General features: G+C 69.6%; 17 protein-coding genes. 7 read left to right on the top strand and 10 right to left on the bottom strand.

Annotation, left to right across the window (positions count from 1 at the left end; genetic code table 11):
- Positions 1-121 precede the first annotated feature (121 nt).
- Positions 122-1,096, top strand: a complete 975-nt coding sequence (locus tag KK087_RS13250; RefSeq protein ID WP_214565901.1) for a COX15/CtaA family protein — start codon at positions 122-124, stop codon at positions 1,094-1,096.
- A 486-nt stretch (positions 1,097-1,582) separates the two neighbouring features.
- Here the strand turns inward: KK087_RS13250 and KK087_RS13245 are convergent, their stop codons facing one another.
- Positions 1,583-2,509 (bottom strand): heme o synthase, encoded by a 927-nt coding sequence (locus KK087_RS13245; RefSeq protein WP_214529732.1) that lies wholly within the window; start codon positions 2,507-2,509, stop codon positions 1,583-1,585.
- Positions 2,510-2,933: 424 nt separating this feature from the next.
- On the opposite strand from KK087_RS13245, the gene tkt reads away from it, so the two are divergent.
- From tkt to pgl, 6 genes are all read left to right on the top strand, one after another.
- The gene (tkt, locus tag KK087_RS13240) at positions 2,934-5,027 is read left to right on the top strand and encodes a transketolase (protein WP_214565899.1); all 2,094 of its coding nucleotides are present in this window, start codon (positions 2,934-2,936) and stop codon (positions 5,025-5,027) included.
- Positions 5,028-5,167: 140 nt separating this feature from the next.
- Entirely contained in the window at positions 5,168-6,280 is a 1,113-nt protein-coding gene (gene tal / locus KK087_RS13235) for a transaldolase (protein ID WP_214529734.1), read from the top strand.
- Positions 6,280-7,878 carry a phosphoglucose isomerase-related protein gene (locus KK087_RS13230; RefSeq protein WP_214565896.1) on the top strand — a complete coding sequence of 533 codons (1,599 nt, stop codon included), beginning with the start codon at positions 6,280-6,282 and terminating at the stop codon, positions 7,876-7,878. Before tal ends, KK087_RS13230 begins: the two co-directional genes overlap by 1 nt.
- Before the next feature lie 22 nt (positions 7,879-7,900).
- Positions 7,901-9,439, top strand: coding sequence for a glucose-6-phosphate dehydrogenase (gene zwf / locus KK087_RS13225; protein ID WP_017887260.1), 1,539 nt, complete (start codon positions 7,901-7,903; stop codon positions 9,437-9,439).
- Positions 9,436-10,380 (top strand): glucose-6-phosphate dehydrogenase assembly protein OpcA, encoded by a 945-nt coding sequence (locus tag KK087_RS13220; protein ID WP_214544995.1) that lies wholly within the window; start codon positions 9,436-9,438, stop codon positions 10,378-10,380. Before zwf ends, KK087_RS13220 begins: the two co-directional genes overlap by 4 nt.
- 100 nt (positions 10,381-10,480) lie before the next feature.
- Entirely contained in the window at positions 10,481-11,251 is a 771-nt protein-coding gene (gene pgl, locus KK087_RS13215) for a 6-phosphogluconolactonase (protein ID WP_214529737.1), read from the top strand.
- A 284-nt stretch (positions 11,252-11,535) separates the two neighbouring features.
- Here pgl and KK087_RS13210 read toward each other — a convergent pair whose 3' ends face one another.
- The 9 genes from KK087_RS13210 to uvrA form a co-directional block, all read right to left on the bottom strand.
- Complete coding sequence (locus KK087_RS13210) at positions 11,536-11,904, bottom strand: RNA polymerase-binding protein RbpA (RefSeq protein WP_214529738.1); 369 nt, start codon at positions 11,902-11,904, stop codon at positions 11,536-11,538.
- Positions 11,905-11,907: 3 nt separating this feature from the next.
- Positions 11,908-12,159 (bottom strand): preprotein translocase subunit SecG, encoded by a 252-nt coding sequence (gene secG, locus KK087_RS13205; RefSeq protein ID WP_017887256.1) that lies wholly within the window; start codon positions 12,157-12,159, stop codon positions 11,908-11,910.
- 116 nt (positions 12,160-12,275) lie between these two features.
- Positions 12,276-13,055 carry a triose-phosphate isomerase gene (tpiA, locus tag KK087_RS13200; RefSeq protein WP_214565894.1) on the bottom strand — a complete coding sequence of 260 codons (780 nt, stop codon included), beginning with the start codon at positions 13,053-13,055 and terminating at the stop codon, positions 12,276-12,278.
- Positions 13,052-14,269 (bottom strand): phosphoglycerate kinase, encoded by a 1,218-nt coding sequence (locus KK087_RS13195; RefSeq protein ID WP_214565892.1) that lies wholly within the window; start codon positions 14,267-14,269, stop codon positions 13,052-13,054. Before KK087_RS13195 ends, tpiA begins: the two co-directional genes overlap by 4 nt.
- Before the next feature lie 3 nt (positions 14,270-14,272).
- Positions 14,273-15,277 carry a type I glyceraldehyde-3-phosphate dehydrogenase gene (gap, locus tag KK087_RS13190; RefSeq protein WP_027465689.1) on the bottom strand — a complete coding sequence of 335 codons (1,005 nt, stop codon included), beginning with the start codon at positions 15,275-15,277 and terminating at the stop codon, positions 14,273-14,275.
- A gap of 267 nt (positions 15,278-15,544) precedes the next feature.
- A complete protein-coding gene (gene whiA / locus KK087_RS13185) occupies positions 15,545-16,525 on the bottom strand; it encodes a DNA-binding protein WhiA (protein ID WP_214529741.1) in 981 nt (326 codons plus the stop codon).
- 74 nt (positions 16,526-16,599) lie between these two features.
- The gene (gene rapZ / locus KK087_RS13180; protein ID WP_214529742.1) at positions 16,600-17,499 is read right to left on the bottom strand and encodes an RNase adapter RapZ; all 900 of its coding nucleotides are present in this window, start codon (positions 17,497-17,499) and stop codon (positions 16,600-16,602) included.
- Between the two features lie 103 nt (positions 17,500-17,602).
- A complete protein-coding gene (uvrC, locus tag KK087_RS13175) occupies positions 17,603-19,681 on the bottom strand; it encodes an excinuclease ABC subunit UvrC (RefSeq protein ID WP_214544987.1) in 2,079 nt (692 codons plus the stop codon).
- Positions 19,682-22,738, bottom strand: coding sequence for an excinuclease ABC subunit UvrA (gene uvrA / locus KK087_RS13170; protein ID WP_250901103.1), 3,057 nt, complete (start codon positions 22,736-22,738; stop codon positions 19,682-19,684).
- Positions 22,739-22,766: the final 28 nt, after the last annotated feature.

Here is a 22,766-nt window from a genome sequence, read left to right as displayed (position 1 = left end):
GTCCGTGGAGTGATCGGCGATCTCGGCTCATTCGGAGCCGGCGCCTGCCTAGACTTGACTGCTGCTGAACCCTCGAATCCTACAGGTTCACTGCACGGAACAACAGGAAGGCACCACCCTCGTGACACGCGTCGGATCCCCCGTCGAGCAGGATCTCCGGACCGGACGGTGGTGGTCGCTCCCCCGCGTGGTCGACCGTCGCGTCGTCGCACTGGCCTGGGCGTCCTTCGTGGTCGAGGTCGTGCTGATCGGCACCGGAGGCCTCGTGCGCCTCACCGCCTCGGGCCTCGGATGCCCCACCTGGCCCAAGTGCACGGCGGATTCGCTGGTCTCCACGCCGGAGATGGGCATCCACGGCGTCATCGAGTTCGGCAACCGTCTGCTCACCTTCGTGCTCGTGATCGTCGCCGTCGCGATGTTCCTCGCGGTCGTCCGGATGCTCCGCACGCGCCCCGAACTCTTCTGGCTGGCGTTCGCTCAGGGCGTCGCGATCCCCGTGCAGGCCGTCATCGGCGGCATGAGCGTCTGGACGAACCTGAACCCCTTCGTGGTCGGGCTGCACTTCGTGGTCTCCGCGGCGCTCACCTCGGTGACCGCTGCCCTGGTCTACCGCACGACGAACGGCCCCCGCACCGCGGAGCGCCTCGTCCCCGGCTGGTACAGGGGTGTCGTCCGGGGCACCGTGGCCGCCGTCGTCGTGACCGTGCTGGTCGGCATCCTCACCACCGGCAGCGGGCCGCACGCCGGAGCCGACGCGGCGGTCGACGGCGGACGCCTGCACCGCACCGGGTTCGACCCCGCGGTGATGGAGCACGTGCACGCCTGGCCCGCGTACGCGCTCTTCGCACTGACCCTGGTGCTCGTCATCGGCGCCGTCCGCCTGGGCCGCCCGAGCAAGTGGCCGCTCATGCTGCTCGTCGTCGAGTTCCTGCAGATCGCCGTCGGGCTCACCCAGGCACGGACGGGCCTGCCCGTCGGACTCGTCGGCACGCACATGGTGCTCGCCGGGCTGCTCGTCGGTGCCGTGACCGCCGTGGTGCTCTCGACGCGGGCCGCGGCCGGCCGCAGTGCCGTGCGGGAACCCATCGACGCCTGACGCCCGGGCGCGTCGAACGCACGACATCCGTTCTCCGACACCCCACGAGTCGCTCGACTCGTGGGGTGTCGTGTTTGCAGTGGGCGGGGTCGGGCGAGGCGCTGCTGACGCGGAACGACACCGCCGACGTCGTACGACATCGACTCCGTCGCACCACGACCGCACCATCCGCGATCCGCGGCCACTCGCGTCCGCCCCGCGGCCCACGCAGTCCGCACCGGACGGGAGGCCCGTGGCGGGCTCGCACCGTGCCTCCAGGCCGCCTCGTGCCCTGTACAGGACGCCGGCGTCGTCCGAGAACGCCGCCGAACGCTCGAGACGCCGCCGGTTTCGGCGGCGTCTCGGCGGATGGGTGGCGTCATGCCGACACGACGGCGTCGTACGGAAACGACCGCACCGCGGCGACACGACGGCGTCAAACGGACACGACGGCGTCCTGCAGACCGAGCTCGCGCGGGCGCGGACGCGGACCCGGGCGCGACCGACCTAGAAGGTGAAGACCTGCGGGAGCAGCGGGTCGATGCCCACGGCGATGAAGAGCAGCGTCAGGTACGTGATCGAGCTGTGGAACACCCGCATCGGGTGCACGTGCTCGACGTGCTGGATCGCCCGCGAGTACAGACGGTGCGACTCGACCACGAACCAGATGCCGCCGGCCAGCGCGACCACCGTGTAGAGCGGCCCCATGTGCCCGACGGGGATGAGCAGGAGCGAGCAGACGAGCGTCGCCCAGGCGTACAGCACGACCTGCAGGCCGACGACGGTGCGGCCGCGTACCACGGCGAGCATCGGCACGTCGGCCGCGTCGTAGTCGTCGCGGTACTTCATCGACAGCGGCCAGTAGTGCGGCGGCGTCCAGAGGAAGATCACCATGAACAGGATGACCGGGGTCCAGGTCAGCGACCCGGTCACGCCCGCCCAGCCGATGAGCACGGGCATGCAGCCGGCCGAACCGCCCCACACGATGTTCTGCGGGGTCCGGCGCTTGAGCCACAGCGTGTACAGGAAGACGTAGATGAGGATCGCGATGACGCTCAGCGCCGCGGCGAGCCAGTTCACCAGGAACCCGAGGACCGCCGTCGACAGGATGCCGAGCACCCACGAGAACACGAGGGCCTCGCGGTCGGACAACTCACCGGTGACGAGCGGGCGGGTGCTCGTCCGCTTCATCAGCCGGTCGATGTCACGGTCGATGTAGCAGTTGAAGGCCGAAGCCGAACCGGCCGACATCGCACCGCCGAGCATGGTCCAGAAGACGAGCCACAGGTCGGGGACGCCGCGCTCGGCGAGGAACATCGTCGGCGCCGTGGTGACGAGCAGCAGCTCCATCACGCGCGGCTTCGTCAACGAGACGTACGCACGGACCTTGCGGGACAGCGGCGATCGGGGTCGATCGGTGTCTGGCCGGGTCACGGTGGCAGTCGGCAAGGGAACCTCAGTCTGTTCGCATCAGCTCGCACACTCGGTGGACGACTGCGGCGGCGTCCGGGCATGCGCTGACCCGGAATGTCCACGGGTCACGACCACTTTACGGGATGGAAGCGCCGCGACGGTGCCCCGCTCCGACATCCCGGCGTGATCCGGACGCGTCCGACACGCCCGGATCGCCCGTCGACGTCCACCCCGGCGTGAACATCGGGGGTCACCTGAACCCCTTCTGAGTACCGGGTCACTATGCTGGACACGCCCTCCCGCAGTGCGCGCCCCGATGACGTCGGCCGCGATGAGCCGGTCGGCCGCCGTCAGACGGCGACACGACTCGGCCCCGGGATGGCCACATGTCCGTGCGATGGCACGAGCCCTCGCACATGTCGCATCAAGAAGGGTCAACATCCAAGTGGCTGAATTCACCTGGGACGCCATCGACCGGAAGGCCGTCGACACGGCCCGCGTTCTCGCCGCCGACTCGGTCGAGGCCGCCGGCAACGGTCACCCCGGCACCGCGATGAGCCTCGCTCCGCTCGCCCACCTGCTCTTCCAGAAGGTGATGCGTCGCGACCCCAGCGACGCCACCTGGATCGGCCGCGACCGCTTCATCCTCTCCGCCGGTCACGCCTCGATCCTCCAGTACGTGCAGTTCTACCTGCACGGCTACGGCCTCGAGCTCGAGGACCTGCAGCACCTGCGCAAGTGGGGCTCGAAGACCCCGGGTCACCCGGAGTACGGCCACACCGACGGTGTCGAGATCACCACCGGCCCGCTCGGCCAGGGCCTCGCGTCCTCGGTCGGCTTCGCCTACGCCCAGCGCTTCGAGCGCGGCCTGTTCGACCCGGAGACCCCGGCCGGTCAGTCGCCGTTCGACCACTTCACCTACGTGATCGCCGGCGACGGTGACATGCAGGAGGGCGTGACGAACGAGGCGGGCTCGCTCGCCGGCCGTCAGCAGCTCGGCAACCTCATCGCGTTCTACGACTCGAACCAGATCTCGATCGAGGACAACACCGACATCGCGTTCTCCGAGAGCGTCCCCGAGCGCTACGAGGCGCTCGGCTGGCACGTCCAGATCGTCGACTGGAAGAAGAACGGCGAGTACTCGGAAGACGCCGAGGAGCTCCACGCCGCGATCGAGGCCGCCAAGCAGGTCACCGACAAGCCGTCGCTCATCGTCCTCAAGACGATCATCGGCTGGCCGTCGCCGACCAAGCAGAACTCGGGCAAGATCCACGGTTCGGCGCTCGGCGCCGACGAGATCAAGGGCCTCAAGGAGGTCCTCGGATTCGACACCGACAAGACCTTCGAGGTCGCCCCCGAGGTCCTCGAGTACACCCGCGGCGCCGTCGCCAAGGGCCAGGCCGAGCACGCCGAGTGGCAGAAGTCCTTCGACGCATGGGCCGCGGCCAACGCCGACAAGAAGGCCCTGTTCGACCGTGTGCAGTCGAAGGAGCTCCCGGAGGGCCTCGAAGCAGCGCTCCCGGTCTTCCCGACGGACAAGGCCGTCTCGACCCGTGCCGCTTCCGGCAAGGTCATCAACGCCATCGCGCCGCTGATGCCCGAGTTCTGGGGCGGTTCGGCCGACCTCGCCGAGTCGAACCTCACCACGATCGAGGGCGCCAAGTCCTTCGGTCCGGCCGAGGCCTCGACGTCGACCTGGAGCACCGACCCGTACGGCCGCGTGCTGCACTTCGGCATCCGCGAGCACGCCATGGGCTCGATCCTCAACGGCATCGTCCTGCACGGGAACACCCGCCCCTTCGGCGGCACGTTCCTGATCTTCAGCGACTACATGCGTCCGGCGGTCCGTCTCGCCGCGCTCATGCAGGCGCCGGCGATCTACGTCTGGACCCACGACTCCGTCGCCCTCGGCGAGGACGGCCCGACGCACCAGCCGATCGAGCAGGTCTCGTCGCTCCGTGCGATCCCGGGTCTCGACGTGGTCCGCCCCGCCGACGCCAACGAGGTCGCGTACGCGTGGCTCGAGATGCTCAAGCACACGGACCGCCCGGCGGGCATCGCGCTGAGCCGTCAGAACCTCCCCGTGTTCGAGCGTGGCGAGGGTGACGCCGCCGGTGAGGTCTTCGCCTCGGCGAAGAACGTCGCCAAGGGTGCGTACATCCTGGCCGAGGCGCCGAACGGCACCCCGGACGTCATCCTCATCGCGACCGGTTCCGAGGTCCAGATCGCGGTCGAGGCTCGCGAGCAGCTCAAGGCCGAGGGCATCAACGCCCGCGTCGTGAGCGCCCCGTCGATCGAGTGGTTCCGCGCCCAGTCCGAGAACTACCAGGACCAGGTGCTCCCGAAGGACGTCACCGCTCGCGTGTCGGTCGAGGCCGGCATCGCCATGAGCTGGCGCGACATCGTCGGCGACAAGGGCCGCAGCGTCTCGATCGAGCACTTCGGTGCCTCGGCCGACTACCAGACGCTCTTCAAGGAGTTCGGCTTCACGACGGAGCACGTCGTGGCCGCCGCGAAGGAATCGATCGCAGCTTCCTGACCTGCGAGGGCCGGGTCCGGTTTGCCGGATCCGGCCCTTCTTCCGGGAGGCCCGGCTCGGTTCCGCCACGGGCCTCCCGTCCCCCAAGACCCCGACTCACGGTCCCCACGGACCCGTCGATGAAAGAAGAAGAGAAACACATGGCTGACAACACCCCCACCGCCGCCCTCTCCGCGGTCGGCGTGAGCATCTGGCTCGACGACCTCTCCCGCGAGCTCCTCGAGACCGGCAAGCTCACCGAGCTCATCGAGCAGAAGAACGTCGTCGGTGTGACGACCAACCCGACGATCTTCGCGTCGGCCCTCGCCAAGGGTGAGCGCTACGACGCCCAGGTCAAGGAGCTCGCCGCTGCGGGCACCGAGGTCACCGAGGCGATCTTCGAGATCACCACGCAGGACGTCGCGAACGCCTCCGACGTCTTCAAGCCGATCTACGACGAGACCAAGGGCTTCGACGGCCGCGTCTCGATCGAGGTGGAGCCGGGCCTCGCGCACGACACCGCCAAGACCATCGAGCAGGCGAAGTTCCTGTTCGAGAAGGTCGGCAAGGAGAACGTCCTCATCAAGATCCCGGCGACGCTCGAGGGCCTCGAGGCGATCACCGAGGTCATCGGCGCCGGCATCTCCGTCAACGTCACCCTGATCTTCTCGCTCGAGCGCTACCGCGCCGTCATCGACGCCTACCTCGGTGGCCTCGAGAAGGCCAAGGCCGCCGGCCACGACCTCTCGAAGATCCACTCGGTCGCCTCGTTCTTCGTCTCGCGGGTCGACTCCGAGATCGACAAGCGTCTCGACGCCGTCGGCACCGACGAGGCCAAGGCCCTCAAGTCGAAGGCCGGCATCGCCAACGCGCAGCTCGCCTACCAGGTCTGGACCGAGGCGTTCGCCTCCGAGCGCGCCCTCGGCCTGCTCGAGTCCGGTGCCAACACGCAGCGTCCGCTCTGGGCCTCGACCGGTGTCAAGGACCCGTCGCTGCCCGACACGCTCTACGTGACCGAGCTCGCCGCCCCGAACACCGTCAACACGATGCCGGGCAAGACGCTCGACGCCACGTTCGACCACGGTGAGATCCACGGCGACGCCATCGCCGGCACGTTCGACCAGGCCCAGCAGGTCCTCGACCAGCTCGCCGCGCAGGGCGTCGACTACGACGAAGTCGTCGCACTGCTCGAGAAGGAAGGCGTGGACAAGTTCAACGTCTCCTGGGGCGAGCTCGTCGACACCGTGAAGAACGCGCTCGAGGGCGCCAAGTAGTGACGGTTTCCATCGCAGCCAGCGGCGATGCCGCGCGGGCCATCGAACAGGTGGTCCCGCGGCTCGTCGCTGACCTGGTGGCCTCGGGCATCACCGCCCAGGACGCCGATCTGTGGGGAACCGACGCCGAGGCCGAGGCGTCGAAGCGCCTCGGCTGGGTGGAGGCCGTCTCGGTCTCCCGCCCGCTCGTCGCCGAGGTCGCCGCGCTCCGCGAGTCGCTCCGTGCCGAAGGGGTCGACCACGTCGTCCTCGCCGGCATGGGCGGCTCGTCCCTCGCGCCCGAGGTCATCACCCGCACCGCCGGGGTGCCGCTCACGGTCCTCGACTCGACCGACCCGGCGCAGGTCCGTGCCGCCGTCTCGACCGACCTCGAGCGCACCGTGCTCGTCGTGTCGTCGAAGTCCGGCTCCACACTGGAGACCGACTCGCAGCGCCGCGTCTACGAGCAGGCCTTCCGCGACGCCGGCATCGACCCGGCCCGCCGCATCGTCGTCGTCACCGACCCGGGCTCCGCGCTCGAGGCCGCAGCGGTCGACGCCGGCTACCGCGTCTTCACCGCCGACCCGACCGTCGGCGGCCGCTACTCCGCGCTGACCGCCTTCGGCCTCGTGCCGTCCGGGCTCGTGGGTGCGGACATCGCGGAGCTCCTCGACGAAGCCGACGCCATCTCCGCGCTGCTCTCGGTCGACCTGGACGAGAACCCCGGGCTCGTGCTCGGAGCGGTCCTCGCCGGCACCGAACCGCTGCGCGACAAGATCGCGATCGTGGCCGACGGAACCCACATCGTCGGCTTCGGCGACTGGGTCGAGCAGCTGATCGCCGAGTCCACCGGCAAGGACGGTCGCGGCCTGCTGCCCGTCGTGCTGCACACCGACTCCCCCGAGCTCACCGCCGCCCTGCCCGACGTCCAGGTCATCCGCCTGGTCGGTTCGCGCGAGGACGAGCGCCACGTGGCCGAGGGCGAGGTCGAGATCACCGGAACCCTCGGTGGCCAGATCCTCGTCTGGGAGTACGCCGTCGCCGTCGCCGGTCGACTGCTCGGGATCAACCCGTTCGACCAGCCCGACGTCGAGGCCGCCAAGGTCGCGACCCGCGCACTGCTCGACGACCGTCCCGCGCCCGCGGAGCCGGCGTTCACCGAGGACGGCATCGCCGTCCGCGCGACCCCCGGACTCGCGGTCGGGACCTCGCTCGCAGAAGCCGTGTCGGGCCTCCTGTCCGCACTCGACCCGACCGGCTACGTGTCGGTGCAGGCGTACGTCGACCGCACCGCGAACGGCGACCTCGAGTCGCTGCGCGACGCGATCGCGGCGCGCACCGAGCGCCCCGTCACCTTCGGGTACGGCCCGCGGTTCCTGCACTCGACCGGCCAGTACCACAAGGGCGGCCCCGCCACGGGAGTGTTCCTGCAGATCGTGGCCGACGAAGCGGACGACCTGGCGATCCCGGGCCGGCCGTTCACGTTCGGGCAGCTCCTCCAGGCCCAGGCCGCCGGCGACGCGAGTGTCCTCGCCGAGCACCGCCGGCCGGTCCTCACCCTCACGACGTCGGACGTCCACGCCGCCACCGCGGCGATCACGTCCGCCGTCTCCCACTGACTCGTAAGGAGTTCACCGACTCATGTCACCGGTGGCAATCACCCCGGAGCACAACCCGCTCCGGCTGCCGACGGATCGTCGACTGAACCGGATCGCGGGACCGAGCACGCTCATCATCTTCGGCGTGACGGGCGACCTGTCACGCAAGAAGCTGATGCCCGCGGTCTACGACCTGGCCAACCGGGGGCTGCTGCCCCCGGGGTTCGCGCTCGTCGGGTTCGCCCGTCGCGACTGGGAGGACCAAGACTTCTCCCAGCTCGTGCACGACGCCGTCAAGGAACACTCGCGCACCCCGTTCGACGAGGACGTCTGGCGTCAGCTCGAACAGGGCATCCGCTTCGTGCAGGGCTCGTTCGACGACCCCGAGGCGTTCCGCGAGCTCAAGCGCACCGTCGACGACCTCGACGCCGAGCGCGGGACGCTGGGCAACCACGCGTTCTACCTGTCCATCCCGCCGAAGATGTTCCCGGTCGTCACCGAGCAGCTCAAGCTGTCCGGGCTGACCGAGAAGCGCGAGGGCTCCTGGAGCCGCGTGGTCGTCGAGAAGCCGTTCGGTTCCGACCTCCGCACCGCGCGCGAGCTCAATGCGATCGTCGAGAGCGTCTTCGCGCCCGACGACGTGTTCCGCATCGACCACTACCTCGGCAAGGAGACCGTCCAGAACCTCCTGACGCTCCGGTTCGCGAACCAGATGTACGAACCCATCTGGAACTCGAACTACGTCGACCACGTGCAGATCACGATGGCGGAGGACATCGGCGTCGCCGGACGTGCCGCGTACTACGACGGCATCGGTGCGGCGCGGGACGTCATCCAGAACCACCTCCTGCAGCTCCTCGCGCTCACCGCGATGGAGGAACCCGTCTCGTTCAAGGCCGCGGACCTCCGCGCCGAGAAGGAGAAGGTGCTCTCCGCCGTGCGACTGCCCGAGGACCTGTCGACCGCGACCGCCCGTGGCCAGTACGCGGGCGGCTGGCAGGGCGGCGAGAAGGTGCTCGGCTTCCTCGAGGAAGGCGGCATGGACCCCGAGTCCGGCACCGAGACGTACGCGGCCATCAAGCTCGACATCGCGACCCGGCGTTGGCAGGGCGTCCCGTTCTACCTGCGCGCCGGCAAGCGCCTCGGCCGTCGTGTGACCGAGATCGCGATCGTGTTCAAGCGCGTCCCCGAGGACGTGTACGGCAACTCGCAGTCCCCGCTCGGCCAGAACGCACTCGTGATCCGCGTCCAGCCGGACGAGGGGGTCACGCTCCGCTTCGGCTCGAAGGTCCCCGGCGTCGGCACCCAGGTGCGCGACGTGACGATGGACTTCGGCTACGGCCACGCGTTCACCGAAGCATCCCCCGAGGCGTACGAGCGACTCATCCTCGACGTGCTCCTCGGCGACCCGCCGCTGTTCCCGCGGCACCAGGAGGTCGAGCTGTCCTGGAAGATCCTCGACCCGATCGAGGAGTTCTGGGCCACGCAGGGCCAGCCCGAGCAGTACCGTCCCGGCACGTGGGGTCCGGCATCCGCCGACGCCCTGCTCGCCCGCGACGGTCGGACCTGGAGGCGTCCGTGAAGATCGACATGCCCGACACCACGGTGTCGAAGATCCAGAAGAAGCTCGTCCGCATCCGCGAAGAGGGCGGCGCCGTCGCCCTCGGCCGTGTGCTGACCCTCATCATCTCGACGGCCCTCGGCCACGAGGAAGAGGCGATCGAGGCCGCGAACGAGGCGTCCCGCGAGCACCCGATGCGCGTCATCATCGTGTCGAAGAACAGCGGGGACACGAAGTCCCCCGGTCGCCTCGACGCGCAGATCCGCGTCGGCAGCGACGCCGGGGCCAGTGAGGTCATCGTCCTCCGCGCGTACGGTGAGACCGCGACCGACGAGGAGAGCCTGGTCACCGGCCTCCTGCTGCCGGACGCACCCGTCGTGGCCTGGTGGCCGCAGATCGCTCCGGAGCAGCCCGCGGCGTCGGCCCTGGGTCGCATCGCCCAGCGCCGGATCACCGACGCGGCCGCGCAGCGGGACCCGAACGGTGCGATCGAGGCGCTCGGAGCCTCGTACGTGCCGGGTGACACCGACTTCGCGTGGACCCGTCTGACGCTGTGGCGGAACCAGCTCGCCGCGGCGCTCGACCAGCCGCCGTACGAGCCGATCACCGCGGTGGAGGTCTCCGGAGCGTCGGACAGCCCGTCGACGATCCTCCTCGCCGCCTGGCTTCAGCTGCAGCTCAAGGTGCCGGTGTCCGTCGTCACGTCGCCCCGCGCGACGGGATCCAGTGGCATCCACGGCGTCAAGCTCGTGCGGGATTCCGGCACCATCGAGCTCGAGCGGTCCCTGGTGGACGTCGCGACGCTCTCGATGCCCGGGCAGCCGACGCACGACCTGTCGCTGCCACGCCGCAACCTGCGCGACTGCCTGGCCGAGGAACTCCGTAGACTCGACCCGGACGTCCTCTTCGGAGACGTCGTCAAGCACGGGGTGCCCCAGCTGCGCGAGACCATCGCCCGCTGATCCACACCCCACACGGTCGGGCCGCCTGTCTGGTGCAGGCGGCCCGACCGGACCGAAGGCGGTCGGACGACCGGTCGGCCGCCACGAACACGGGAGTCACGTGACCAACGAACGGCGGGTGCTCGTGCACCCGGACAAGCAGGCCCTCGGCGCTTCGGTCGCCGCACGCTTCATCACGAAGATCATCGACGTGCTCGACGAGCAGGAGCGTGCCGACATCGCGATCAGCGGTGGCTCGGTCTCCTCCCTCGTCCTCGCCGCGATCGGCCAGTCGCCGGCCCGCGAGAGCGTCGACTGGTCGAAGGTGCACGTCTGGTGGGTCGACGAGCGCTGGGTGCCGTCCGACGACGCCGACCGCAACACCACCGGCACGCAGACCGACTTCTTCGACCACGTCGACATCCCGGCGGCGAACATCCACCCGATGCCCGCGTCGGACGGGCCCCTCGACATCGAGGCAGCGGCGACGCAGTACGAGCGCGAGCTGCAGGAGGCCGCTCCCGAGGGGGCCGTCGCCCCGCGCTTCGACATCACGCTGCTCGGTGTCGGCCCCGACGGGCACACCGCGTCGCTCTTCCCGGAGTTCCCGCAGCTCACCGTCACCGACCGCGCCGTCGTGTCGGTGGACGACTCCCCCAAGCCGCCGCCGCAGCGCCTGACCGTCACCTTCCCGGTGATCAACGCCTCGCAGCGTGTCTGGGTCATCCTCTCCGGCGCCGAGAAGGCCTCGGTCCTCGGTCTCGCCCTCGCCGGCGCGTCCGTCGACGACGTCCCGGTCGGCGGCGTGCAGGGCCGCAAGCGCACCGTCTTCTTCGTGGACCAGGACGCCGCACGCGACGTCCCCGAGAACCTCATCGCGTCGACGTACTAGACGCGCGTTCCAGACGGACGGGAGGCCCGGTGCCAGCTGGCACCGGGCCTCCCGTCTGTCGGTGGTCTCGCCCACCGCACGCCCCGCCCCCGTCGCCCCAGGTTCCGAAATCTCGGCATCTCGGCCCTCGCTCCGCCGGGCCGCGGAACCTCGGCGGGATGTGCGCGGCATGTCGTGGAACCTCGGCGGGGCGCACGTGGCGTGCCATGGATCTCGAGACCCTGCCGCGACGCACGAAGGCCCCCGCACCATCGGTGCGAGGGCCTCTCGTCAGTGTGTGTTCGCTACGCCTTCTTGGCCGCGGTGCCGCGACGCTCGCGGAGCTGCTGGAGCGCGTCTTCGAGGAGCTGCGCTGCCTCTTCCTCGGTGCGGCGTTCCTTGACGTACGCGAGGTGGGTCTTGTAGGGCTCCGTCTTGGAGACCACGGGAGGGTTCTCCTTGTCGCGCCCAGCCGGGAGACCGCTCGACGGCGAGTCCACCGTCTCGGGGATCTCTTCTTCCGGCAGGTTGGCGGCGAAGTACCGCACGACCTCGTTGCCGAGGGCATCCCAGTACGAGATCGCCACACGTTCTGCCTGGACCCCACGGTCCTGCTCCCCCATCGGGCCCGCGCCGACGCGAGACCCTCGGATTGCACTGCCTCCGCTTGCCATGGATCAGACCCCCGCCGTGAACTTGTTGATGAGACCGAGCACGATGATGGACACGATCCAGACCAGACCGAGGATCACCGTGATGCGGTTGAGGTTGCGCTCGGCCACGCCGGACGCACCGAGGTTGCTCGTGACCCCACCGCCGAACATGTCGGAGAGGCCACCACCGCGGCCCTTGTGCAGCAGGATGAGGAGCGTGAGCAGGAGGCTCGTGATTGCGAGCAGGACCTGCAGCACGACGGAGAGTATCGCCACGACGTACCTTTCGTGTCAGTCAGCCGTACCAGTGTACCGGCCGCGCGGAGCACGGCCGGTACACGGACGGGAGTGGTGCAGAACTGCAGCCGGCAGCCGGCCCCAGCTCGTGGGGGCTACAGCCCGACGTGCTGCCGGAACCGGGCGATCGCCGCGAACTCCTGCACGTCGAGGGAGGCGCCGCCGACGAGGGCACCGTCGATGTCCGGCTCGCGGAGGAACCCCGCGATGTTGCCGGACTTCACCGAGCCGCCGTAGAGCACGCGGGTGTCGGTAGCGGCCTGGTCGCCCCAGGCCGCGGCGATCCCGCGACGGATGGCCGCACACTCGTCCTGCGCCTGCTCGGCCGTGGCCGCCTGGCCGGAACCGATGGCCCAGACCGGCTCGTACGCGACGACGATCTCGGCGGGCTTGACCGCGTCGAGCACGACGCGGAGCTGCTCGACCGGCACGACACCGGGGCCGCGCTCCTCGCGCTGCGCACCGGTCTCGCCGACACAGACCACCGGCACGAGACCGTGCTTGACGGCCGCGCCGGTCTTCGCCGCGACGACCTCGTCGGTCTCACCGTGCAGCGTGCGCCGCTCGGAGTGTCCGACGATGACGTACTGGGCGTCGAGCGCCGCCAGGAACGCACCGGAGACGTCGCCGGTGTAGGCACCGGAGTCGTACTGCGACAGGTCCTGGGCGCCGAAGCGGATCGGCAGCTTGTCGGCCGAGATGAGCGTCTGCACGCTCCGCAGGTCGGTGAACGGGGGGAAGACCGCGACCTCGACGTCGTCGAAGTCGTGCCGGGCGTCCTTGAGCGTCCACGCGAGCTTCTGCACGGTGGCGATGGCCTGGAGATGGTCCAGGTTCATCTTCCAGTTGCCGGCGATCAGAGGAGTACGGGTCATGCGGTCCACCCCAGTGCTTCGAGACCGGGCAGCGACTTGCCCTCGAGGAACTCGAGGCTCGCGCCGCCGCCGGTCGAGATGTGCCCGAACCGGTCGTCCGAGAACCCGAGCGAGCGCACGGCGGCAGCGGAGTCGCCACCACCGACGACGCCGAGGCCGTCGACCTCGGTCAGCGCCTGGGCAACGGTCTTCGTGCCGGCGGCGAAGGCCGGGAACTCGAACACGCCCATCGGGCCGTTCCAGAACACGGTCTCCGAACCCGAGACGGCCGAGGCGAACCGCGCGGCGGTCTCCGGGCCGATGTCGAGGCCGATGCCGTCCGTGCCGAACGACGAGGACTCGATGGCGTCGGCCGCCACGGTCTCGTGGTCGGCGTCGGCCGCGAAGCCGGAGGCCACCACGACGTCGGTCGGCAGGTCGATGGTGACACCGAGCTCCTTCGCCCGCGAGAGGTACTCGCGGACGACGTCGAGCTGGTCCGCCTCGAGCAGCGACTTCGCGACCCCGTGGCCCTGGGCCGCGAGGAACGTGAAGAGCATGCCGCCACCGATGCAGAGGGTGTCGACCTTCGGCAGGATGTGGTCGATGACACCGAGCTTGTCGCTGACCTTCGACCCGCCGAGCACGACCGTGTACGGCCGCTCCGGGTCCTTGGTCAGGCGCTCGAGCACGCGCAGCTCGGTCTCGATCAACGAACCGGCCGCACTGGGCAGTGCGGACGCGAGCTCGTAGACCGAGGCCTGCTTGCGGTGCACGACACCGAAGCCGTCGGAGACGAAGGCATCACCGAGGGCGGCGATGCGGTCCGCGAAGGCACCGCGCTCGGCGGCGTCCTTCGAGGTCTCCTCCGGGTTGAAGCGGAGGTTCTCGAGCAGCAGGACGTCGCCGTCCTCGAGGGCCTCGGCCGCGGCGGTCGCTTCGTCGCCGACGGTCTCGCCGACGAACGTGACCTCTTTGCCGAGCAGCTCGGAGAGCCGCTGGGCCACCGGTGCGAGCGAGAACTCGGGCTTGGGCTCCCCGTCGGGGCGGCCCAGGTGCGAGATCACGATGACGCGTGCGCCGGCGTTCACGAGGGTGTTCAGCGTGGTCAGCGACGCGCGGACGCGGCCGTCATCCGTGATCGTGCCGTCCTTGAGCGGGACGTTCAGGTCACAACGGACGACGACGCGCTTGCCGGCGAGGTCGCCGAGGTCCTCGAGGGTGCGGAGGGCCATGTGTTACAGACGCTCGCCGACGTACTCGGTGAGGTCGACGAGGCGGTTCGAGTAGCCCCACTCGTTGTCGTACCACGAGGTGATCTTCACGAGGCCGCCGATGACCTTGGTCAGGCCGGAGTCGTAGATCGAGGAGTGCGGGTCCGTGGTGATGTCGGTCGACACCAGCGGGTCCTCGCTGTAGAGCAGGATGCCCTTGAGGGGGCCTTCTGCGGCCTCCTTGTAGGCGGCGTTGATCTCGTCGACGGTCACCTCGGACTTGGTCTCGAGGGTGAGGTCGGTGATCGAGCCGGTCGGGACCGGGACGCGCAGCGCGAAGCCGTCCAGCTTGCCGGCGAGCTCGGGGAGCACGAGGCCGATGGCCTTCGCGGCACCGGTCGAGGTCGGGACGATGTTCAGCGCGGCGGCACGGGCACGGCGGGGGTCCTTGTGCGGGCCGTCCTGCAGGTTCTGGTCGGCGGTGTAGGCGTGCACCGTCGTCATGAGGCCACGCTCGATGCCGAACTTGTCGTGGAACACCTTGGCGAGCGGCGCGAGGCTGTTCGTGGTGCAGGACGCGTTCGAGATGATGTGGTGGTTCGCCGGGTCGTACTGACCCTCGTTCACACCGAGCACGATGGTGACGTCGTCACCCGAGGCCGGAGCGGAGATGATGACCTTCTTGGCACCGGCGTCGATGTGCTTCTGCGCATCGGCGGCCTTGGTGAAGAAACCGGTCGACTCGATGACGATGTCGACGCCCAGCTCGCCCCAGGGGAGGTTGGCGGGGTCGCGCTCGGCGAGGACCTTGATGGCCTTGCCGTCGACGACGATGTTGTCGCCGTCGAGCTCGACGGTCGCGGGGAGCTTGCCCGTGATGGAGTCGAACTTCAGCAGGTTGGCGAGCGACGCGTTGTCGGTGAGGTCGTTCACCGCCACGATCTCGAGGTCGGAGCCCTTCGCGAGGGCGGCCCGGAAGAAGTTACGGCCGATTCGGCCGAAGCCGTTGATACCGATCTTGACGGTCAATGGATCTCCTGGTGGTGTGGAGCGCCCAGGGGGCGCTGCTTTCGGGAGTCGCGCACCCTGGCGGGTCCGCGTGTGGTGGACGATACGCCCCGTAACGTCGCCGTAACGACCCTAGCAGTCGGACACTGCGTGCCCGAGCGGGATGACGGTCCGTCCGGACGGTCACCGACCGGGCAGGGAACGGGCCCGAGAACGGTCGGGAGACGGACAGGAGGCGCGGTGCCAGCTGGCACCGCGCCTCCTGTCCGCAGGGTCGACAGCCCGCGCTCAGACCCCTTCGAGCTCTTCCGGGACGCTCGCCTCGGTACCGGGGACGCCGAGGTCCGACGCCCGCTTGTCGGCCATCGCGAGCAGGCGGCGGATGCGCCCGGCGATGGCGTCCTTCGTCATGGGCGGGTCCGCGTGCTGACCGAGCTCGTCGAGCGATGCGTCGCGGTGCTGCAGACGCAGCGCGCCGGCGTACTTGAGGTGGTCGGGGACCTCGTCGCCGAGGATCTCGAGCGCACGCTCGACCCGGGCGCAGGCGGCCACGGCGGCCTGCGCGGAACGGCGCAGGTTCGCGTCGTCGAAGTTGACCAGGCGGTTCGCGGTCGCACGGACCTCGCGGCGCTGGCGCATCTCCTCCCAGTCGGCGGTGGTGCGTGCGGCGCCCATGACGGTGAGCATCTGACCGATGGCCTCGCCGTCGCGGATGACGACCCGGTGCACCCCGCGGACCTCGCGGCCCTTGGCGGCGACGCCGAGGCGCGACGCGGCACCGACGAGGGCCATGGCTGCCTCGTTGCCGGGGCAGGTGACCTCGAGCGCTGCGGCGCGACCCGGGTCGGTCAGCGTGCCGGAGGCGAGGAATGCGCCGCGCCAGATGGCGGCGAGGTCCTCACGGTTGCCGGTGGTGAGCCGGTTCGGCAGCCCGCGGACGGGGCGGCGACGGGCGTCCATCAGCCCGGTCTGGCGCGCGAGGGTCTCCCCCGCCTCGAGCACACGGACCAGGTACCGGGTGCCACGGCGGGAGGACGCGGACGACCCCACCGAGGCCTCGCTGCGCACCCCGTAGAGCTCGGCGAGGTCCTTGCGGACCCGGTGCACGATGATCCGGGTGTCGAGCTCGACCTCGACCGCGATGCGGCCCGAGATGACGTGCAGACCACCTGCGAACCGGAGGATCGTGGCCAGTTCGGCGGCGCGGACCGTGTTGCGGTTCACGGCGACCCTGGCCAGTTCGTCCTTGACTTCGGCAGTCAACGGCACAGCATCATTCCTAACTTCGTTCAGTGGTTCCCGCAGATCCGGCGGCACGGGCGTGGGAGCGGCCGGAGGGACGGTCACTCCCGGCCGAGATCTCGGTTCTTCACACGCACGGCGACGCCTGGCATCCCGCGGAGGAGGTTCGCCAACTCGGCGACGATGGCGACCGAGCGGTGCTTCCCGCCGGTACAGCCGATGGCGATCGTAGCGTGTCTTTTGTTCTCGCGCTGGTACCCCTCGAACACCGGCTCGAGCACGGAGGCGTAGCGGTCGACGAACGGACGGGCCCCGGCCTGGGCCAGGACGTAGTCCGAGACGGGCTGGTCGAGGCCGGTGTGGGGCCGGAGTTCCGGCACCCAGTAGGGGTTCGGGAGGAACCGCACGTCGGCCACCATGTCGGCGTCGGCGGGCAGCCCGTACTTGAAGCCGAAGCTCATCAGCGTGACCTGGACACCCACGAAGTGCTCGTCGGCGAACTGCTCGATGACGGTGTTCGCGAGCTGGTGGATGTTCAGGTCGGACGTGTCGATCACCACGTCGGACGCCTCGCGCAGGCCGGCGAGACGGGCCCGCTCACGTGCGATGCCGTCGAGCAGGGTGTCCTCGCCCTGGAGCGGGTGAGGTCGTCGGACCTGCTCGAAGCGCCGGACCAGCACGGCGTCGGTCGCCTCGAGGAACAGCACCCGGACCCGCGCGGACGTGCTGGACCGGACCTGTTCGACCGCGTGCTCGGGGTCGGTGAAGAACCGCCCGCCCCGCACGTCGACAACGGTGGCGATCTTCGGGATCTTCTCCCCCGCACGGTCGGCGAGCTCGGTCAGCGGTGCCAGCATCTGCGTGGGGAGGTTGTCGACGACGTACCAGCCCAGGTCTTCGAGGGCCTTGCCGACGGTGGAACGCCCGGCGCCGGACATGCCGGTGACGATGAGGATGTCGTGCTGCGACGCGTGCGTGGTCGCGGTGGCGCTGTCGGTCATCTGGGAGTGGGCTCCGTCGTGGCGGCCCGGGCGCGTCGCCCGGGGAGGTCTCGGCTGCCGGACCAGGCTACCGCCCGGTCTCGCCCTGGAGGCACGGGGACCGTCACGAAGGTCGCTGCGGACCGTCGCTGGTCACCTCGGGGACCCGCACCGGGCCTCCCGGGTGGGTGGCGGTCTGCTCGGTGGCCGCGTTCTCGGGTCCGGCGTCCGCGATCGCGTCCGTTCCGGTGTCCGAGATCGCGTCGGCGTCCGGTTCAGGGGCGCTGGACGCGCTCGTCGCCGGCGCGCTCGTCGGCGTCTGCGCGAGCTTCGACACGACCGCGGCAGCGGTCGCCGGGCCGATGCCGTTCACCTCGCCGATGTCCGCGGCCGTGGCCTCACGCAACCGTGCGACCGACCCGAAGTGCTTCAGCAGGGCGTTGACACGGCTCGGCCCCAGACCGGGGATCTCCGAGAGCCGGGAGCGGACGTCACGCTTGCGCTTGCTGCGCTGGTGCGTGATGGCGAACCGGTGCGCCTCGTCACGGATGCGCTGGATGAGGAACAGCGCCTCGGAGTTGCGGGGCAGGATGACCGGGAAGTCGTCGTCGGGCAGCCAGAGCTCCTCGAGACGCTTCGCGATGCCCACCAGGGCGATGTCGTGCACTCCGGCTTCGTCCATCGCACGCTTCGCGGCCTGCACCTGGGGCTGGCCGCCGTCCACGATGAGCAGCTGCGGGCGGTAGGCGAACCGCTTCGTGGGCTTCGACCCCTCGACGACCTCGTCCGTCGTGACGTCGGGGACGTCCGGCAGCTCGGCGTCCTCGTCCAGCCGGGCCAGACGCCGCGACAGCACCTGGTACATGCTGTCGGTGTCGTCGGTGGTCTCGGCGATCGAGTACCGCCGGTACTGGTCCTTGCGCGGGAGGCCGTCCTCGAACACCACCATCGACGCGACGACGTTCGTGCCCTGCAGGTGGGAGATGTCGTAGCACTCCATGCGGAGCGGCGCCTCGGTCATGCCGAGGGCGTCCTGGATGTCCGCGAGTGCGGCCGCGCGGGTCGTGTAGTCGGCGGAGCGCTTGGTCTTGTAGAGCATGAGCGCCTGGCCGGCGTTCTGCGCGGCGGTCCGGGCGAGACCCGCTCGGTCGCCGCGCTGCGCGGTGCTGAGCTTGGTGCCACGCCCGCTCCGGCGCTCGCTGAGCCACTGCTGCAGTGCGTCGGCGTCCTCCGGCAGCTCGGGGACGACGACCTCGCGCGGCGGCTCGTCGGTGACGTAGACGCCCTGGACGATCTGCTCGACGAGGTCGCCGGTGGCGATGTCGAGCTCCTTGTCGACCACCCAGCCGCGGACACCGCGGATGCGGCCGCCACGGACCGAGAACAGCTGGACGGCGGCGGCGAGCTCGTCTTCCGCGATGCCGAACAGGTCGAGGTCGACCGAGTCTCGGAGGACCACGGCGGACTTCTCGAGCACGGCTTCGAGCGCCTCGACCTGGTCACGGTACCTGGCGGCCTGCTCGTACTGCATCGCATCGGCCGAGGCCCCCATGCGCTGCCGGAGTTCGGTGATGACGCGGCGATCGTAGGAGTTCATGAAGCGCACGAACTCCTCGACGAGGGCGCGGTGCTCCTCGATCGTGACCTTCTGCGAGCAGGGGCCACCGCACTTGCCGATCTGCCCTGGGAAGCACGGGCGCCCGGTCTGCATCGCCTTCTTGTACGAGGAGTCCGAACACGTCCGGATCGGGAACACCTTGATCATCAGGTCGATGGTGTCGTGCACGGCCCAGATCTTCGGGTACGGACCGAAGTACTTCGCGCCCTTGATCTTGCGGTTGCGCGTCACCATCACCCGCGGCGCCTCGTCCCCGAGGGTGACCGCCATGTACGGGTAGGACTTGTCGTCGCGGAACTTGACGTTGAACGGCGGGTCGAACTCCTTGATCCAGGTGTACTCCAGCTGGAGTGCCTCGATCTCGGAGCCGACCGTCGTCCACTCGACGCTGCGGGCCGTGAGGACCATGCGCCGGGTTCGCTCGTGCAGCGTCGGCAGCGGGGCGAAGTAGTTGCTCAGCCGCGCGCGGAGGTTCTTCGCCTTGCCGACGTAGAGCACCCGACCGGCCTCGTCACGCCATCGGTAGACGCCCGGGTCGGTCGGGATCTCCCCCGCCTTCGGACGCCACGGGACGGTGTCCGCCACCTACCGAGCACCCGCCTTCTGCTTGCCGGTGCCCTGCTTGCCCGTGCCCTGCTTGGTCGCGCCCTGCTTCTGGGTGGCCTGACGCGCGCCGACGGCCAGCTGCTTGCCGACCCGGGCGTCCTGCGCGTCGAAGATCTCGCGCAGGAAGACGCCGGTGTGGCTCTCCGGCACGGTCGCCACGTGCTCCGGTGTGCCGGTCGCGAGCACCGTGCCGCCACCCGAACCACCCTCGGGGCCCATGTCGATCACCCAGTCGGCGGACTTGATCACGTCGAGGTTGTGCTCGATCGTGACGACGGTGTTGCCCTTGTCGACCAGGCTCTGCAGCACGAGGAGCAGCTTGCGGACGTCCTCGAAGTGCAGACCGGTGGTCGGCTCGTCGAGCACGTAGACCGTGCGACCGTTGGAACGACGCTGCAGCTCGGTGGCGAGCTTGACGCGCTGTGCCTCGCCGCCGGAGAGCGTGGTGGCGCTCTGCCCGAGTCGCACGTAGCCGAGGCCGACGTCGACGAGGGTCGCCATGTAGCGGTGGATCGCGGAGATCGGCTCGAAGAACTCGGCCGCCTCGCTGATCGGCATGTCGAGGACCTCGGAGATGTTCTTGCCCTTGTAGTGCACCTGGAGCGTCTCGCGGTTGTAGCGCGCACCGCCGCAGACCTCGCACGCGACGTAGACGTCGGGCAGGAAGTTCATCTCGATCTTGATCGTGCCGTCGCCCGCGCAGTTCTCGCAGCGGCCGCCCTTGACGTTGAAGCTGAAGCGTCCGGGCTGGTAGCCGCGGGTCTTGGCCTCCTGCGTCTCGGCGAAGAGCTGACGGATGCGGTCGAACACACCCGTGTAGGTCGCCGGGTTGGATCGCGGCGTGCGGCCGATCGGGGCCTGGTCGACGTGCACGACCTTGTCGAGCTGGTCGAGGCCCTTGACGCGGGTGTGCTTGCCCGCGATGTGCCGTGCGCCGTTGAGCTGGTTGGCCAGCACCTTGTACAGGATGTCGTTCACCAGCGTCGACTTGCCGGAGCCGCTGACACCGGTGACGGCCGTGAAGACACCGAGGGGGAAGTCGGCGTCGATCGACTTGAGGTTGTTCGCCCGGGCACCCTGCACCGTGATGGCACGCTTGAGGTTGACCTTGCGGCGCTCGGCAGGCACCTCGATCGCACGTCGGCCGGCCAGGTAGTCGCCGGTGATCGACTCGCGGTTCTCGATCATGCCCTCGTACGAACCGGAGTGCACGACGTTGCCGCCGTTCACACCCGCGCCCGGACCGATGTCGACGACCCAGTCGGCCGTGCGGATCGTGTCTTCGTCGTGCTCGACGACGATGAGCGTGTTGCCGAGGTCCTTCAGCTTGACCAGGGTGTCGATGAGGCGACGGTTGTCACGCTGGTGCAGCCCGATGCTCGGCTCGTCGAGGACGTAGAGCACGCCCGTCAGGCCGGAGCCGATCTGGGTCGCGAGGCGGATGCGCTGCGCCTCGCCGCCGGAGAGGCCACCCGCACCGCGCGCCAGCGTGAGGTAGTTCAGGCCGACCTCGAGCAGGAACTCGAGACGGGCACGGATCTCGCGGAGCACCGCCGCGGCGATGTGCGCTTCGCGGTCGGTCAGGGTCAGGTCGTCCATGAACGCGTACGCGTTGTCGAGCGACATGTCGGTGACGTCCGCGATGCTGCGGTCGTTGACCGTCACCGCGAGCACCTCGGGCTTGAGGCGGGTGCCCTCGCACACCGGGCACGGGACCTCGCGCAGGTACCCCTGGAACCGCTGGCGCTGCGAGTCGGACTCGGCTTCGGCGAACTTGCGCTCGATGTAGGGCATGACGCCCTCGAACCCGCTCGTGTACCGCATCTCGCGACCGAAGCGGTTGCGCCAGGAGACGGACACCTGGAAGTCCTTGCCGGTCAGGATCGAGGCCTGGACCGCCGGGTCGAGCTGGTTCCACGGGGTGTCGAGCGAGAAGCCGAGCTCCTTGCCGAGACCACCGAGCAGCTTCTCGAAGTAGGAGTACAGCCCGCTCGTCCCCGTCCAGGGCAGCAGGACGCCGTCGCGCAGCGAGGCCTCGGGGTCGCCGAGCACCAGGTCGGGATCGACCGACATGCGGGTGCCCAGGCCGGAGCACTCGGGGCAGGCACCGAACGGCGCGTTGAACGAGAACGTGCGGGGCTCGATCTCGGTGAGCGCCAGCGGGTGGTTGTTCGGGCACGAGAGGTTCTCGGAGTACGTCCGGACCGCTCCTGGCCCCTCGTGGTCGACCAGGTCGATGCCGACGGTGCCGTCGGTCAGGCGCAGGGCGGTCTCGAGCGAGTCGGTGAGACGACCGAGGATGTCGTCGCTCGCCACCAGGCGGTCGACGATCACCGAGATGTCGTGCTTGACCTGCTTCTTCAGCTTGGGCGGGTCGCTGAGCTGGATGCGTTCACCGTCGACGATCGCGCGTGCGTAACCGGACGCCGCGAGTTCCTGGAAGAGGTCGACGAACTCGCCCTTCTTCTTGGAGATGACGGGTGCCAGGACCTGGAACCGGGTACCGGTCTCGAACTGCATGAGCTGGTCGGCGATCTGCTGCACGGTCTGCTTGCTGATCACCTCGCCACAGGTCGGGCAGTGCGGGACCCCGATGCGCGCCCAGAGCAGACGCATGTAGTCGTAGACCTCGGTGATCGTGCCGACCGTCGACCGCGGGTTGCGGTTGGTCGACTTCTGGTCGATCGACACCGCGGGCGAGAGCCCCTCGATGAAGTCGACGTCGGGGCGGTCGACCTGGCCGAGGAACTGGCGCGCGTACGCGGACAGCGACTCGACGTACCGACGCTGCCCCTCGGCGAAGATCGTGTCGAACGCCAGCGAGGACTTGCCGGAGCCGGACAGCCCGGTGAAGACGACGAGCGAGTCACGCGGGATCTCGAGGTCGACGTCGCGGAGGTTGTGCACGCGCGCACCTCGCACGCTGAGCGTGGAGGTGCTGTGCGGTGCGGTGCCGCCGGGGAGGTGGAGGTCAGCGGGCTCGCCGAAGGCGTTCCGGCCCGACGTCGAGGTACCGGGATCAGAGGTGATGGTCATCGCCGTCGATTCTACGAAGCCGCACCGA

This window comes from Curtobacterium aurantiacum (assembly GCF_018598555.1).
Classification (GTDB): Bacteria; Actinomycetota; Actinomycetes; order Actinomycetales; family Microbacteriaceae; genus Curtobacterium; species Curtobacterium aurantiacum.
The sequence above is the reverse complement of the archived record's forward strand: the minus strand, read 5'-3'. Positions and strand labels throughout refer to the sequence as shown.